The sequence below is a fragment of the Streptacidiphilus sp. MAP12-16 genome (assembly GCF_041262165.1).
GTDB lineage: Bacteria > Actinomycetota > Actinomycetes > Streptomycetales > Streptomycetaceae > Streptacidiphilus.
In genome coordinates, this window is sequence record NZ_JBGCBY010000014.1 from 71,321 (window position 1) to 86,311 (window position 14,991).

The 14,991-nt window shown below is 67.2% G+C and carries 12 protein-coding genes and 1 tRNA gene; 5 read left to right on the forward strand and 8 right to left on the reverse strand.

Annotated elements, in window-relative coordinates; translation table 11 throughout:
• Positions 1 to 62 precede the first annotated feature (62 nt).
• Positions 63 to 953: a hypothetical protein gene (locus ABIA33_RS20015; RefSeq protein ID WP_370083597.1), complete on the forward strand. Its 891-nt coding sequence runs from the start codon at positions 63 to 65 to the stop codon at positions 951 to 953.
• 415 nt (positions 954 to 1,368) lie between these two features.
• Here ABIA33_RS20015 and ABIA33_RS20020 read toward each other — a convergent pair whose 3' ends face one another.
• The 3 genes from ABIA33_RS20020 to ABIA33_RS20030 form a co-directional block, all read right to left on the reverse strand.
• Positions 1,369 to 1,728, reverse strand: a complete 360-nt coding sequence (locus ABIA33_RS20020) for a hypothetical protein (RefSeq protein ID WP_370083599.1) — start codon at positions 1,726 to 1,728, stop codon at positions 1,369 to 1,371.
• Between the two features lie 168 nt (positions 1,729 to 1,896).
• Complete coding sequence (locus ABIA33_RS20025) at positions 1,897 to 3,018, reverse strand: hypothetical protein (protein WP_370083601.1); 1,122 nt, start codon at positions 3,016 to 3,018, stop codon at positions 1,897 to 1,899.
• 322 nt (positions 3,019 to 3,340) lie between these two features.
• Positions 3,341 to 3,414: transfer RNA gene (locus ABIA33_RS20030), tRNA-Gly, on the reverse strand.
• A gap of 331 nt (positions 3,415 to 3,745) precedes the next feature.
• Here ABIA33_RS20030 and ABIA33_RS20035 point away from each other — a divergent pair.
• Positions 3,746 to 3,964: a hypothetical protein gene (locus ABIA33_RS20035; RefSeq protein ID WP_370083603.1), complete on the forward strand. Its 219-nt coding sequence runs from the start codon at positions 3,746 to 3,748 to the stop codon at positions 3,962 to 3,964.
• Between the two features lie 39 nt (positions 3,965 to 4,003).
• On the opposite strand, the gene ABIA33_RS20040 is transcribed toward ABIA33_RS20035, so the two are convergent.
• The 5 genes from ABIA33_RS20040 to ABIA33_RS20060 form a co-directional block, all read right to left on the reverse strand.
• The gene (locus tag ABIA33_RS20040; protein ID WP_370083605.1) at positions 4,004 to 4,867 is read right to left on the reverse strand and encodes a metal-dependent hydrolase; all 864 of its coding nucleotides are present in this window, start codon (positions 4,865 to 4,867) and stop codon (positions 4,004 to 4,006) included.
• 105 nt (positions 4,868 to 4,972) lie between these two features.
• The gene (locus tag ABIA33_RS20045; RefSeq protein ID WP_370083608.1) at positions 4,973 to 5,560 is read right to left on the reverse strand and encodes a Yip1 family protein; all 588 of its coding nucleotides are present in this window, start codon (positions 5,558 to 5,560) and stop codon (positions 4,973 to 4,975) included.
• 381 nt (positions 5,561 to 5,941) lie between these two features.
• Positions 5,942 to 7,540, reverse strand: coding sequence for an ArnT family glycosyltransferase (locus ABIA33_RS20050; protein WP_370083610.1), 1,599 nt, complete (start codon positions 7,538 to 7,540; stop codon positions 5,942 to 5,944).
• A gap of 313 nt (positions 7,541 to 7,853) precedes the next feature.
• Positions 7,854 to 8,726 carry a LamG-like jellyroll fold domain-containing protein gene (locus ABIA33_RS20055; RefSeq protein ID WP_370083612.1) on the reverse strand — a complete coding sequence of 291 codons (873 nt, stop codon included), beginning with the start codon at positions 8,724 to 8,726 and terminating at the stop codon, positions 7,854 to 7,856.
• Between the two features lie 257 nt (positions 8,727 to 8,983).
• Positions 8,984 to 10,375, reverse strand: a complete 1,392-nt coding sequence (locus tag ABIA33_RS20060; protein ID WP_370083614.1) for a ricin-type beta-trefoil lectin domain protein — start codon at positions 10,373 to 10,375, stop codon at positions 8,984 to 8,986.
• A 262-nt stretch (positions 10,376 to 10,637) separates the two neighbouring features.
• On the opposite strand from ABIA33_RS20060, the gene ABIA33_RS20065 reads away from it, so the two are divergent.
• Genes ABIA33_RS20065 through ABIA33_RS20075 form a run of 3 tightly spaced genes read left to right on the forward strand, consistent with a single transcriptional unit; the run spans position 10,638 to position 14,967 of the window.
• On the forward strand, positions 10,638 to 12,161 hold the full coding sequence (locus tag ABIA33_RS20065; RefSeq protein ID WP_370083616.1) for a glycosyltransferase family 2 protein: 1,524 nt from the start codon (positions 10,638 to 10,640) through the stop codon (positions 12,159 to 12,161).
• Complete coding sequence (locus ABIA33_RS20070) at positions 12,158 to 13,201, forward strand: glycoside hydrolase family 26 protein (RefSeq protein ID WP_370083618.1); 1,044 nt, start codon at positions 12,158 to 12,160, stop codon at positions 13,199 to 13,201. The genes ABIA33_RS20065 and ABIA33_RS20070 overlap by 4 nt, the downstream gene beginning before the upstream one ends.
• Positions 13,201 to 14,967, forward strand: coding sequence for a glycosyltransferase family 39 protein (locus ABIA33_RS20075; protein ID WP_370083620.1), 1,767 nt, complete (start codon positions 13,201 to 13,203; stop codon positions 14,965 to 14,967). Before ABIA33_RS20070 ends, ABIA33_RS20075 begins: the two co-directional genes overlap by 1 nt.
• Positions 14,968 to 14,991: the final 24 nt, after the last annotated feature.

A 14,991-nucleotide genomic window follows, 5' to 3' on the forward strand; every position in this document is an offset into this window, starting at 1 on the left:
GCCCAGTTGGTTGCGGAAGCCATCAGGACTGAGGTGTCCCTGCTCGGGGTGATGATAGGAGGGTGACCGACGAGACCGTGGAAAAGTGGTACCGCAACGAGGAGGAATGGGCACGCCAGGTCGCCGCATCGTGGTTGGGGCATCCGGCAGTGCGTGTGGCGGTCGAGACAGCTGCCCCGAAGGCTGGCGAGATCGTGGCACCGCTTGCCCGCCACCTGCTCTCCCAGGTGGAAATCACCCGGTTCTGCTGGCAGGTGTGCGGTATCGGGCCCTCCTTCCCGGACGGCACCGTGGGCCCGAACCCGTTCGACCCGACCGCACCGGGAGCGTGGCTCCTGACCGAGGAGGAGCGGGAAGCAGCTGGCTACATCGCTGCGGCTTTCCATCAGTTGGTCAAGCTGATCGTGCAGGTCCTCGATCGCGCTGAGGTGCACGTGGACGCACCCTGGGGATCTGACCAGGCATTGATCGCGGTGCTCCTCCTGCTGGTGGCGGACAGCTACGAGATGACTTGGGACAATCCGGTGGTGCTTGCCGACGAGCTGCAACCGCCAGGCGTCTCCGCGATCTCGCCGGACGGACGCACGACCTCCGCGCGCGACGGCCGGCCCGAGGTGATGGCCCGCAATGCCGACCGGATCCGCAAGCTGGTCCGCGAACAGGCCGGGGGCCGCGAGTTCCGCCGCCCCTACGCCGCAGCCACCGGTCGGCGCGCCCAGCCGCGACCAACCGTGATCCGTCGGCAGCTCCTGAAGGAACTCATCGCCGACAAGCCCGATGTGACAGTGCAGCTCCTCCGTACGACGTGGGACCACTCGGACCGGACGGCGGGCGGGTGGCTTCGCCGCGAGCTGACGCGCCGCCTGGCCAGCGAGGGATTCCAGGCACCAAGCAAGCCCTCGAAGACGACTCTGTCCGACGACTTCCGGGCACTGAAGCACTGTGCGGATTGACCCCGGTGGAGAAAGAGTCCGGGTGAACACGCGCGCGCCTTCGCCCGGACTGGGCAACCGGCAACCTCCCAACGTCAGCAACGCGACGAACTGTGGAGGACCAACCGCCATGACTGCCCACCCCGACCGCACGACCCCGTCCGTCCCACCGACCGCGACCTCAGAGCCATCGCACCGAAAGCCCCGGTGGAGGTGGCCGGACCCGGCCTCGCCCTTCGGCTCCGTTGCCTCCGCCTTCCTGGGCAGCGTGGCCTTCTGGGTTCTCGTGGATGTCCTGCCGCGGCACATCCACGTCTATTGGCGATGACTCCGAACGGATGCCCCGTCAATCAGCGTGCAGTGCAAGGACATGGCTGCCCGGTTGGGCGGCCACCCAGTCCGGCCTAATTGCGGACCGGACTATGCGGGAGCGCGGTCAGTCCCAGGAGTTGAAGAGCACCTCGCCCAGTCTGGTGGCGCGCCAGTACCGGATCTGCATCCATTCGGCAGGGCGCAGGTCCGAGGTGTCCACCTGACTGAGCGGCGAGTTGAGCAGGTGAGCGGACAGCACTGTGAATCCTGCGTCCGAGAAGATGTTCGACCAGACCGGAGGGTCCTGGAACTCGTCCACGTAGCCTGGCCGCTGGTCGGCGGCGAAGGCGATGAGCGGGAGATGGGCGTGGCACAGGACGACGTGCGTGCCGTTTCGGTCCGCGACCGTGGCCGCGTGGAAGCTCCGCGGATACGTCTGCCGAACGAACGCGCCCACCTGCCCGTCGGAGGTCCGTGCGGCCATGTGCCAGGCAGCTCGGAATGCTTGTAGGTCGGTCCCCGGGAGCGGGTCGTCCTTGGCGCCCCGGAACCCGGTTGCGCCCCTCGCCAGCTGGAACACCACAATCCCTCCGCTACACCGCTCCTGCGGCATCCAATTTGCAGCTCTCCCGGATGCCGCCTCCATCGCTCATCAACTGTCTGGTGGCCACGGCCCATTCAAGAGGGCGTGGGCCTCCTGAATGATGCGGTCCTTGTAGGTGTCGCGGGGCAACGTGTAGTTCGGCGTCCAGTCGTCGTACTCGCTGGTCCAGCCGATGATCGGGCGCAGCGCGTCCGGGTGGCCCAGCTTGTCCCAGCCCTCGTACCAGATGAGGTCACCACCCTCGACGGGGTTCAGACTGCCGTTGGCGATCAGCCGGAGCCACCAGCGCACCAGGGTCCAGCGGGCGGCCGGCTGGGTGTCGGGGATGGCGGGAGCGAGGCCGAGTTCGTCGATGACCTGGACGAAGAGGCCGTTGGCTAGCGGTTCCTCATTGCGGGTCAGGCCGGCCAGTACCCGCAGGGCCGGGGTGTCTACGTCCAAGACGAGGGCGACCAGGGCGGCTTGGATGAGCTGGTCGGAGCCGACCATGCGGCCGAGGCGCTGTTCGATGGCGAGCATGCGCAGGTGGTCGACTGCCTCGTCCGCACTGACGGCGTAGGGGTCGTGGGGCGTGGTGATGACGACCTCTCTCGGCATCCCGGTCTCGCCGAGGAAGTAGGACCAGAAGGGCACGCTTGCTCGGGTGCGGGTTAGGGCGGCTGCGGGTCCGCCGAACTCGTGGTGGAGGTAGTCGGCGAGGTGGTTGCCGTAGTAGATGATGTCGGTCTGCATGACGGAGAGCACGGGGTGGCCGCTCTGCCCGCTGCCGGCGGGCAGGTAGCGGTGCCCGAAGACCGGAACCAGTTGCGGGACGTTGAGCAGATGCTCGCGGGCGAGCCGCAGAGCCGCTGTGCGATCCTCCGGCCGCTCGCCCCAGGCGGGGTACCAGAAGCCGGCGTGCTCCACGTCGAAGAGGACCCCGTCGGCGGGGGCGTCCAAGCGGTTGCGAAGCTCCTGCGGATCACCGTCACGCCAGTCCGGCCAGGACCGGCCCAGTGGCAACCCGGCTTGGAGCAGGACCCGATGGTCATCCGCAAAGGTGAACCCGTACCGGCATTCGATCGCCTCCAGCTCGGCTTCGCTCAGTCCGGGACCGATCTCAGCGGGCAAGGCAGCGAGCAGGGCGGACGCCGTTTCGTGGGTCAGGGGCTCGGGCTGGATGGCGGTCACAGGCCGGAGCATAGCTGCGGCCCTTGCGCTGGCCAGCGTTGGTGCGGGCATCGCAGTGAGCACCACTTTGTGGATTGTCGCCAAACCTGCGCGGCAGTCGCGATCGGAGGGCACCTGCCAAATCAAGTGACCCAGATCACAGAAAGTCTGTCTCGCCATTTGAGACGATCGCATGCCAATCGACCGCTATTGCACGAACGGTGACCGCTTATGATCGAATCTGACTGTCCGTTAGCGTCAATCTGGCACGCAACTGGCACGGCGGCATGCAATTGGTCTAGACAACAACGAAGCCCGAGGTCTCTGACCTGGGGCTTTCATATGGAGCGGGTGACGAGAATCGAACTCGCGCTCTGAGCTTGGGAAGCTCATGTTCTACCATTAAACTACACCCGCGTGATCAGCCGTCAGGTACGGCCTTCGGCGTTTACTCTACCCCATGGCTGCGACCGCTCGCAGCGACCACTCGGGGGTGGGGCGTGGCGTGCCCTGGGCGGGTGGTGGGTGTGGGGCGGGTGGGCGTACTGTGGCGGGCGGTTTCCGTGGCGGGGCGGTCGGCGCGTCATTGGATGTGATGTCCAAAACATCCCCTAATGTGACAGCGCCGGGCAAGCGGCGGACAGTCGGCCAGGCGCCCGGATACCCGTGCAGTGAAGCGAGTTGGGCCAGGTCAGACCCTGTCCATGCGGCTTCGGCGCGGCGACTCGTCCGATGGGGAAAGGAAACAATGGAGCGCACTGTCGTCCGTTGTGCCGAGGGGCACCTGTTCAGCACCGCCACGTTCCCGCTGCAGAATCTCGGGCCGCGGCGAATCGGGCCCGGGCGGCTTATCCGGTGTCCCCTGTGCGCCCGGCTGCGCAGCTCCGTGCCGGCGGATCTCGGCACGCTGACCGGCGAGCAGATCCAGCAGGCCCTTCGGCGGGAAGCCGTCGAGTTCCTGGCGTAGTAGCCAGAGCGAGCGGGCCCCGCCGACGGGTTGTGCCCGCTAGCGCCGCTTGGGTGTGGTGACGGCGGTGAGCTCACTGCCGTCGTCGCTCAGCCGCAGCTCCGTGGTGAGTGCGACGAGCTCGCCGAGGTGGTGCAGATGGGTGCCGCCGCAGAAGATCGAGGCATGGCCTTCCGGCAGGTCACAGGCCCAGCGGCGGCGTGCGGTGAGTTCGGGGCTCGGTGCTTCGACGCGCACCGGGGCGTCAGCCGCGACCCAGGCTGCGAGCCGCTCGTTCACGGTTGCGGTCAGGGCGGGCAGGTTCGTGCCGAGGTCGTCGGCGGTGAAGCCCTTCTTCCGCAGGGACTTGCCGATCCGGTAGACGTCCGTGCTGGCCTGGGTGTCCATCCGGGAGGAGTCCATCGCCAGGCTGTCGAAGTCCGGGTGGCCCAGCGCGTCGGTGCGACCCGGGTCCTTGCGCCAGCGCGGGGCCAGGGCCGCGTTGAGAGCGAGGGCGAGCAGGTGGCAGCCGGTGTGCGAGGCGCTGAGGGCGGCGCGGCTGTCGGCGTCCACCCGGAGCTCGACGGTGGAGCCCACGGCCACCGGAGTGTCCACCACATGCACCACCAGCCAGGCCCAGCCCTCCTCGCCGCGCCGCACCGGGATGTCCGCGCCGACGAGGAACTCACCCTCCGGGCCAACCGCCCCGGTGACGCAGTCCAGCACGGGCAGGCTGGCCAGCGTTCCGGTGTCCGCGGGCTGGTCCGGCCAGGTGTGGTCCAGCGGGTGGAAGGGCGTGGCCTCGGTGACCACCCCGTACCGCCCTCCCGGCAGCGGCTCCGAGGCGAGGACTGTGGAGCGGCCCTCGACCGCACCCGCCGGGAAGCTCACCTGCGTGGACGTCATCGGGAAGGGAAAGGGCATCGCTGTCTCCTGCTGTTACGGAACGGATGACACCATCTTCACCCGGCGCCAATGGTCCGGTCACACCCGAGCAGGACCCGCGACGGCTCGCGACGGCACAGGAGCTCACCCCAGCGTCGGCAGCTTGATCACGATCAGCAGTGCGATCAACTGCATCGCGGCCGCCCCCGCGGCCTTCCCCCACGGCAGGTCGTGCATCTGCCGGACCATGGCCGCCAGCAGTCCGGCGCAGAGCAGCCAGGTCCCCCACCCCAGCACCTGGACGAAGGCATTGGAAGGGGCAAGGAAGAAGGAGAAGAGCAGCCGCGGCGTGTCCGTGGTCCAGGTGATCAGCATCGCGAAGCCGATGGTGGGCGCCCATGCGCCGTCGCCGCCGAGCCGCCGGGCGAGAACGTGGGTGACGCCGCCGAACATCAGCCCGGCAAGGATGAAGCCGACGGCGCTCGACAGGACGATGGTCAGCGCGAGCGAGAAGGTCGAGTGCAGCACCTGGTCGCGGGTGGTGCCGAAGCCGAAGACCACGAGCGCCCCGTACACGGCGGAGACGATCAGCGCCGGGGACCACACCTGGTGCCAGCGCATCTGCGCGAACGTCCGCTCGGGGTGGCGGTAGATCCCGGCCAGCAGCGGACGCCAGGCCAGCCGCTCGCTGCCGACCTGGGGGTGGGACTGGCCCGCACGGTACGTAGTCACGCTGGTCGGCGTCGGGGAGGGCGACGTCCCCCCACCGGCCGCCCCGAACCCGTCGACGTCCGGGGCGAATCCCGCATTCGGATCCACAGAGAACGACCGCGTGTGGCCCGGGGAGTCGTCCTCGCTCAAGTCACTCAAGTCAGTGCTCTGCGAGGGCTCGTACCCCTGCTGCGAGGCCGGTGCGGCCGGACCGCCGGGTGCCCCGAGCGATGTCCCGCTCCGCTGGGGTGCTCCGCCTCGCCTCAGTCTGAATCCCTTGGTAGCCACCCTCTGACGGTACCCGGCGCATCGCACCGCCGACGCCCGAGTCCGCACCCCGGCCGGGCGCAGGGTCCAGACCTCGGTCGCCCCGTCGCCCCGTCGCCGCCGCCCCAGCCCGGTTCAGTTCCCGAATCCCGGAGCCAGGTAGATGGTGTAGTGACCTGGGGTGCCGCTCTTCTCGCTGACGACGGTGGTGAGCACCCGGTAGCCCGACTTCTTGAGCGAGGGCTGCACTTCCTTGTCGATCTGCGGGGTCTCGGCGAAGTCCAACACGACGATCTTGTAGGCGTGGTCGGCGATGGCCGCCTTGATCGCAGGTGCTCCGAACAGGTGTCGGCCGGTCTTGGAGTCGGTGTAACTGATCGCCACCAGGTCGTGCCACTGCTGCCAACTGGAGGAGTCGCGAAGGTAGTAGGCAGGAACGTCGTAGTCCTCGACCAGGTACTGGTCGGAACCCTTGTGGATGTACGGCTCCAGCCTGGCGACGAAGGACGCGGAGTCCGGCCAGGCGGTGAACATGTCCTTCGCCTGACCCGCACCGACGTAACCCATCGGGACAACGACCGAAGCTGTCACCAGAACCCCCGCGACGAGGTGCACCCGTCGGCGCAGCGCTGCGAAGATCCGCGCCAGCAGGATCCCGGCGACGATGCAGGCGAACCAGGCACCGAAGTCGACGTGCTTCTGGAGCGAGAGCCAGGTGTGGATACGGACCTGGTTCACCGGCGCGAGCAGACCGCCCAGCAGGAGTACCAGAGTCAGCCAGAACTCGGAACGCCCGTTGTCCTCACGGGCTCGGGTCGCGAACCAGGTCACCACGACGCCCAGCAGAGCCACGATCAGGAGCGGGCCAACCCACTTGGCTGCGGCCTCCGCAACGTATGACGGAGCGTCATGGCCCGGATTGCGCTTCAGAGTCGTGTGGTTGAACCCGCTGATATAGCTGCTTCCTGCGAGCGCCGCCGGGACGGCCAGCGCCACCGACCAGGCGCCCAGCAGGCACAGGCCGCGCTTCCATCGGGTCCACTGCCAGGGCGAGCCGCTTCGGCCTGCGAAGACCGCGATGCCGAGCACGACAGGTGTCCAGAGCAACGAGGCGTACTTGGTGCAGTCGGCCAGGGACATCGCCAGAGCTGCTGGTATCAGGTTCAGGTAGCCGCCGCCCGTGGCCAGCCGCACCGCGAAGTAGCCCGCCCAGGCCAAGCAGGCGAGCGCCATGGCGTCATAGGTGGCGTACATGCCCAGGAACTGGGTGGGGCCGAGGGCCGCGAACAGTGCTGCCGCGAAGAAAGCCGCGACGGAACCGCGGATGCGGCGGGTCGCCAGATGGACGGCGACCGTTGCGGAGAGCATGAACAGGAGACTCAGGATCCGCGCGCCCTGCAGCCCGCCGGCCAGGTCAGCCAGCGCCACCACGACCGGGTAGATGACCGGCGCACCGGAGAAGAACGTCTCATAGGCCGACACCGGATGGCCGTGGAGCAGATGCGCGAGTTCCTGGTACCCCGAGTAGAGGTAGGTGCCCTCGTCGAGGAACGCCGTGTTCATGGCGGACAACCGATAGGACAGAGCGCCCTGGACCAGGAGGACCACAAGCAGCGGCAACCAGTCCGCCCGGAACGCTGCCCGAGGGGGCTTGTCGACCGCCGGAGTGGTCTTGTGCCGCCGGGAAGGGCGCACGCTGTCCTCGGCCCAGCTCGGCGCGATCGGCGTCGACACTGCAGCCGACGCGCCAGCACCCCAGGAGTGAGGGATGTCGGTTCCCACAGCAGCGGGCTGCGGCAGATCGGCCTGCTGCGGACGCGGCGACGACCCCGAATGGGCGTCCGACCCGGTCCTACCAGGCCGAATCCACTGGCCACCCGAACTCATCAAAAACTCATTCCTGATCGGAGTGATCGGCCTGACATCAAGCGGAGGCCATCCGCCCAAGGGCGCCTGGCAATGTTAGGTGAGCGTCCAATCGCGCACGGAACACGCCAGGACACGGTTCCGTCACGCTTTGGAGGGAACACCGAACGGCGTTGCCGGATCAACCGGTCAACCAGGCCGCCGTCGCCGGACTCCCGGGTGCGGGAGTCGGTCCCGCCGTGACGCGGACGATGTCGGAGACCGACAGGGCGACATCCCATGCCTGAATGTCAGTGACCGCTCCGTGCCAGGGGTCGACCCACTGCGAGTTCGACCTGACCCGGCCTATCTGAAGCCCTCCTGTGGATTCCTGGATACCCGGGACATCCAGGATTCCCTGCTGCGCGCCGTTGACGTAGAGCCGGAGCTGATGGCTCGACACGTCGTAGACACCCGTCAGCACGGTCCACTGGTTCAGCGCCGCCGCTCCCTTGGAGAGCACGCTCTTGGAACCGCCGCCCGGAGACTGGACTTTGAAGACCCAGTGGTTGCCGCCGCCGGAAAGCACCCGTCCGATCGAGAACGAGTAGAACGAGCCCGCTCCCTGGCTCACCACGGCACGGTTCCCCGAGGGGGAGTCGCCGAGTACCCGGACCGACACGGTGAAGCTCTTGGATGTGTCCACGACGGGCGTCGAGGTCATGGCGAAGGAGTTCGGACCGCTCGGCAGTTTCAGTGCCTGCCCGGCGTAGCCGGCCACCGTGCCGGTCTTGGCATCCACGCCCAGCCCCAGCGGGATCGACCCCTGTCGAGGAGCGATGGAACCGACCGTGTGAGAGACAGCCGTCGGCACCTGAGTGGGTGCTGGTGCGGACGACCCGGTCGGCTGAGGATGATGACTCGGGGAGGCCACCGGTGCCTTTTGGTCCGAACTGTGACCGTTCATCATGAGCACCCCGGCGCCGGCGCCACCGACTGCCAGCACGCCGATCACGGCTCCGCCGACCATCAGCAGGCGACGCCGCTTCAGCCGGGTGTCCTGGCGTGCGGCCATCGCTGCCCAGTCGGGCTCGTTGGGGTTCGGCGACGGAGGACCGCCCTGCCAGGGCTGCGGGGGAGGCTGTTGGAACGGGGCGCTCTGCGGCGGCCCGAATCCCTGCTGCGGCGGAGAGACCGGCTGGTGTGGCAAAAAGAGGCTGGCCTGGGTCGGGGCATCCGACTGAGGTTGTTGCGGAGTCCTCCCCGAAGGCTGCTCAGGGCTGCCAGGGACTACCGGTCGATCGCTCATGTGTCGGAATGCTAAGGCATTGGTTAGGAGAGGCCGTTGTAGGGGAGCCGCCAGTGCTGCGAGCTACCACCACGGCACGGTTGGAGCTCAGCTGCCACACCCACGGCGAGTGATCCTCCGGCGGTGCCCAGGCAATTGCCCGACTGGCCGTTCACCAACTGGTGGTCCTGGTTGGACGACCATCGTTGTGCTACTCCACCGGTGCAGGCGGCGAGCGCCAGCGCCGTACCGCCGCTCCCGCTTGCCTCGAGGCAGTATCCGTCCGCTCGGACAGTGCCGTCGTTGGCAAGCGTCCAGGTGGTCGCGCCCTGGCCTCCGCAGGGTCCGGTCACGGGCGCCCCTGCTGCCGTCCCGGCAGAGCGGCGAACCAGGCAGATCCCCGGGGCCCCGGAGATCACCGCGCCGCGCGGCAGACCCACCGCATTGTTGAAGGCGAACGACCAGGTGCGCAGCCCGACACCGCCACTCCAGATCTCGAAGCCGGCCGACACCTTGCAGAGGTAGGAGCCCGCGGGCACGTAGCCGCGGAGCAGGGCGTCCTGCGTGAACAGGCGGAGGTCGAGTCGGTGTGCCGTGTGCGTCGGCGTTGTCCTGATGTAACTGATCACGCTGTGCGCAGTGGTGATCGGGGCCTGGTAGACCGCGTAGGTGGCGTCCCCGACCACCACGTTCACTGATGTCTTGGTGCCGGCCGGCTCGACGTTGTCGGTGGCGTCCAACCAGACCATCAGCTCCGCACTTGAGGCAGGGTCGCAGTTGGTGGCGCTCGGGCCGTACCAGAGGTCGTAGGCCATGTCGTACGAGCCCGAGGCCCTGGCCGAAGCACTCCACTCACTGGTCGCGTCGCCCAGTGCGCTCACCGGCACAGGCAGGCCGAGCGTGCCGGACACGGCAGCGATATTGGGATACGCCCCGGGCGTGCCGGCGGTCTTCGGGGTCATCGCCTGGACGGCCGACACGGTGAATCCGGTGTCTCCAGGCGTGTCGAGGCACACGATGCCCGATGCGTTCCACTGATCGGGCTCAATGCTGTAGCTCCCCGCGCTGACAAGCCGCTTGGGGAAGGGGACTTGGGAAGAGGTGCAGAGCTTGGCCGGCACCGCTCCGGTCGGACCCGCATCGGGAGCGGGGTGGGGACTCGCACTCGTGTCCCGGCTCGCGCCCGCTGCGGGGCCGCTCGCGCCAGGGAACTGGCTGCCGCACGCCACGAGCAGAACCATCACCCATAGACACGCGGCGGCAGTCGACGCCCGCCGTCCCGTCACAGTCAGAGAACGATGACGGTTGCTGTCGACCACCTGTTGACTCCTCCTTGCGCAGCCGCCAGTCGGCCTGGCTTCACCTCGGAAGACCGTACCGGCCCGGCGGCACCGGCCGTGACCGCCCCTACGCCGGGTGACCGCTGCCCCGCCCATGGTTACGATCCCATCTCGATGGGACCGCAATGAGCGGATTAGTGCGACTTTTTGGCGAACTCCTCCCAGAGACCTCCCAGGTTCCCTCACGTACGATTCTCAACCATCAGCCCAAACACCAAACAGACGTTCACCTAACGCCTCTGTATGCCTCACCCTGGAGAGGATCACCGTGACCGTCACCGATGGCCTCTCCACGCCGGAGAGGCAGGCCGATTCCGCCTCGCATCGAAAGGTCAGGCGGAACCGATCATCGGTGGCTATGCGGGGGCTGCTTCCCCAGCCGCCGAACGACGTCGAAAAGTACTCCTACACCAATCGTCGGCTCTGGATCCTCACCTGCTGTTCCATCATCAGCTTCAGCTGTCTGCTGGTCAGCCAGGTCGCACTGGCCCGCTCAACGCCCTGGCTTTGGATCTACCTGCCCTTTCTGGTGTTCACGGTGATCTACTATCTGATCTCCCTGCGGGTAAACGGATTCACGAAGGACTTTGACATCAAGGCCCATCGCGCGCTGGTGCGCGCATGGCGCCCCGAGGAATATCCAACGGTGGATGTCTTCCTCCCGGTATGCGGCGAACCGATCGAGGTGTTGCACAACACCTGGACACATGTGGCACGCCTGCGCGACCGCTATCCGGGCTTGGTCGTCCCCTATGTCCTGGACGACTCCGCCAGCTCCGAACTCGCAGCAATGGCCCTGGACTTCGGTTTTGCCTACGGCACCCGCGACAACCGGGGCTGGTTCAAGAAGGCGGGCAATCTCCACTTTGGGTTCGAGAACTCCGACGGCGACTACATCCTCATCCTGGACGCGGACTTCGCTCCGCGGTCGGACCTCCTTGAGGAGCTGATCCCGTACCTGGAGGACGACCCCAGGGTCGGGATCATCCAGTCCCCGCAGTTCTTCCGCATCCTCGACTCCCAGAACTGGATCGAGCGAGGCGCGGGAGCAGTACAGGAGCTCTTCTACCGGTCTGTTCAGGTCTCCCGGCAGAGCAGCGACGGCGCCATCTGCGTCGGCAGTTGTGCGGTGTACCGGCGGGCCGCCCTGGAGACCAACGGGGGGACCACCCTCATCGAGCACTCCGAGGACGTCCACACAGGTTTCGACCTGCGCGGGCTCGGCTGGGATCTGCGCTACGTACCCATAGCCCTGTCCACCGGCGTCTGCCCGGACACCGCCGGCGCGTTCTTCAACCAGCAGTACCGCTGGTGCTCCGGCTCCATGAGCCTGCTGGGCAGCAAGAAGTTCTGGAAGGCCAAGCTTCGGACCGCGAGCCGGCTGTGCTACATGTCTGGATTCTTCTACTACATCCACACTGCGCTGTTCACCTTCGCCTCACCCCTCATCCCGATCGTGCTGCTCCTCGCCATGCCTGACAAGCTGCAGATCGCAAACATGGAGCTGGTCATCCCCAGCCTCGTGTACACCACGCTGGTCTTCCCCCTCTGGCACCGGAACCCGTACCGCCTGGAAGCCTGGGCGGCCCGGATGATGTACGGGTGGGCGCATGTCTTCGCCATCTGGGACATCCTGCGCCGCAAGCGGATGGGTTGGCAGCCCACTGGTTCGAGCGGCGCCAAGAAGAACAAGACCAAGCGCTTCTGGATCGGCATGGTCGGCTGGAGCGGGGGCACCGCCCTGATCTGGGTGTGCGCAGCCATCTGGCGGATGTTCACCATGCAGCCCCTCAACTTCGCCCTGGTGCTCGCCTCCGGTCTGTTCTACGCCGTGGTAGTCGGCCGTGTCCTCGTCCAACCGCGCATCCGAGAAGTTGTGTGATCACACTGTCCGCACCCTCCGCCACGGCCGCCGCCCGCCGGATGGCACCAGTGCTGTCCCTCCTCGCAGCAGCTGCACTGCTGCTGTCCGCCTGCGGCCTGAACACCGTTCCGATCATGACGGGAGCCGGCGGGTCACCGGTCGGTTCGGTGTCGTCCGCAGACAGCACCGCGACAGCGAGCACCCCCTACAACCTCGCACCACTGCTCAACCCGGCTCACAAGTACTTCGGTGCCGCCCTGCCGAACGTCCCGAAATCCATCAGTGCGCTGGCTCCGTACACCGCAACTGTCGGCAAGAAGCCGAACGTGCTGGAGTTCTACTCGTCGTGGGGCGACGGCTTCGACACCAGCGGGGTGCGGCGCATCTACAACGAGGGCGCCCTGCCGTACATGGCCTGGGAGCCGTACAAACCGTCACTCGCCTCCATCGCCAAGGGTGACACCGACAGCTACATACAGTCGGTTGCCAAGGAAGTCGCGGCCGCCAACCTGCCCATCGCCATCAGCTTCGGGCACGAGATGAACGGCGACTGGTACCCCTGGGGGAGGAAGGGCAACACCGCCGCCGACTTCGTCAACGCCTGGCACCACATCCACGACCTCTTTGAGCAGGCGGGGGCCACCAATGTGATCTGGGTCTGGAGCCCGAACATCATCAATCCGGCGCCCACGGTCAAACTCGCGCCCTACTACCCGGGCGATGCCTACGTGGACTGGGTCGGCATGATCGGCTACTACACCCTGTCCGGGGAGAAGACCTTCGACACCCTGTTCGGACCGACCATGCGGCAGGTCCAGGGGTTCACCAAGAAGCCGTTCCTGATCAGCGAGACCGCTTCACAGCAGGGCAAGCGCCGGCTTGCCGATGTCGATGATCTGTTCAACGGCGTCCAGGCGAACAGCAATGTCCTCGGATTCATCTGGTTCGACATCGTGAAGCGGGCGGACTGGCGCATCGAGATCACGCCGACCGCGCTGGCCGACTTCAAGAAGCGCGCATCAAAGCCCCTGTTCGGCTTCGACATCCGGAACCCCTGATGGACAGAGACCTCGATTCCTGGCGTGGCCTGTCGGCCCCCGCTCCGGCCCCTGCTCCCGGAAGCGGTCACGTCACACCGAATGCCCCCACCGGATACTCCTGGTTCGAACAGAGCAGCGGTGCGGCCGCCGCCGAACCCGAGTTCGATGAGTTCACGGTTCCCCTCCGGACCGTGCGGCGAACAGAGTCGGGCGAACTCTCGTACAGCGAACCGGACGTCAAGGCATACGCGATCCCCGAGGTTCCCGAGGCCGGCTGGTCCGCAGCCCCGAGCGCTCGACGCTTCTGGATCAGCCGTGCCCTGGTGTTCGTCGTGCTCCTGATTCAGGCCGCGCTCTCCTTGCGGCTACGCAACACCGCGCAGACGGACGAAGCCAGCGTCCTGGTCATCGGTCGCGACCAGCTGAACCATCTGCTCCACGGCACCCCGCTGACCAGCGACCTGGTGCACCAGTTCTCCGGTGCGCCATGGCTGTACCCGATGCTGGCCGGCGTCGGGGAGTCGCTCTACGGAGTCGCCGGAGCCCGACTGCTCAGCCTGGCGTTCGCACTCGCCGGTACCGCGGTGCTCTATTCGCTGACCCGCCGACTGTTCAACGAGCGGGTGGCGATCTGCGCCGCGGGCAGCCATGCGGTGCTGCAGTCCACTGTGGTCCTCGGCTTCTACGCGTCGGCCGACGCCCTGGCGATCCTTCTGATCGCGATCGCGGCCTGGATCATCGTCCGCACGAACCGCTCCCCGGTGGCTGCCGTGCTGCTTGCGACCCCGGCCGCGACGTTGGCGGTCGGCACCGAGTACGCCGCCTTGCTCGTGCTGCCCAGCCTGTTCCTGCTCGCAGTGGTGACCGCTCGGCCGCACCACGGCATCAGCGGCGCCCTGCTGCGCGGTCTGCTCCTCGCGGTGGGCACGATCGGTCTGTTGATCCTCCTCGGCGACCTGACCCACACCATGACCGGTCTGAGCGCGAGCACGCTCGCCCGGCATCCGGGTACGGAGGCCGGTACCGCGGTTCTCGCCGCTGCCGTGCGGTGGGGTGGCCTGTTCTTCGTGATCGCCGGCGCCGGAGGCGCTGCCTACATCTGGCGTGAGCGCATGTACGAGCTACCGGACGGTGAGCACCCTCTGAGCTCACGCCCCCAGCGCGTGCTGCTGGTGCTGCTTCTCTGCGGGACGGCTCTGCTCGTCCCCGCCTACCAGGCGCACCTGCACAGCTCTGCCGCGATGTACCGGCATATCGGGCTGGGACTGCTCTTCGCCGCTCCGTTGGCCGGCTTGGGCATCACCCGGCTGGTCGGCGCCCACTTTCGGCAGCCCCAACTCGGCATCCTGGTCTGGGTGCTCATGCTGGCCCTGGGCCTGTCCCAGTCGACGCAGCGGTTCCAGACCTGGCCGAACGCCTCCCCGTTGCTGGGCGCGATCTATCCGCACGTAGATTCAAAAAGCCACTACCTCACCGAGTTGGACGGCATCCCGGCGTACTACCTGCGTGGTGTCACCAGCGTCGGGCAGTGGACCTCGGCCCAGGTCGGCATCGACTTCCAGGATTCCAAGGGGGTCTGGCGGCACGGTGCAGAGGGCTCCCAGCTCGCCGCCCAGAGCGGCTGGTTCAAACTGATCGTGCTGGACAGCAGTGCGCCCAGGGCCGAGGAGAACGCACTTGCCTCCGCCATCAACAGCGGCGGCCACTACCGCTTGATCGCCCAAATCCCCTATCGCGGTTCCAGCGGACTGCAGCAGACCTACCGGGTATACCTCGCCTCCTAGGACCGGTCCTCCCACTCATCCTCC

What these genes read in the sequence shown, in the direction of transcription:
- ABIA33_RS20020 (WP_370083599.1), bottom strand. Translation starts at nt 1,728, where the DNA reads ATGGCCGCACGGACCTCCGACGGGCAGGTGGGCGCGTTCGTTCGGCAG.
- ABIA33_RS20035 (WP_370083603.1), top strand. Translation starts at nt 3,746, where the DNA reads ATGGAGCGCACTGTCGTCCGTTGTGCCGAGGGGCACCTGTTCAGCACC.
- ABIA33_RS20040 (WP_370083605.1), bottom strand. Translation starts at nt 4,867, where the DNA reads ATGCCCTTTCCCTTCCCGATGACGTCCACGCAGGTGAGCTTCCCGGCG.
- ABIA33_RS20055 (WP_370083612.1), bottom strand. Translation starts at nt 8,726, where the DNA reads ATGGCCGCACGCCAGGACACCCGGCTGAAGCGGCGTCGCCTGCTGATG.
- ABIA33_RS20060 (WP_370083614.1), bottom strand. Translation starts at nt 10,375, where the DNA reads ATGGGCGGGGCAGCGGTCACCCGGCGTAGGGGCGGTCACGGCCGGTGC.
- ABIA33_RS20065 (WP_370083616.1), top strand. Translation starts at nt 10,638, where the DNA reads ATGCGGGGGCTGCTTCCCCAGCCGCCGAACGACGTCGAAAAGTACTCC.
- ABIA33_RS20075 (WP_370083620.1), top strand. Translation starts at nt 13,201, where the DNA reads ATGGACAGAGACCTCGATTCCTGGCGTGGCCTGTCGGCCCCCGCTCCG.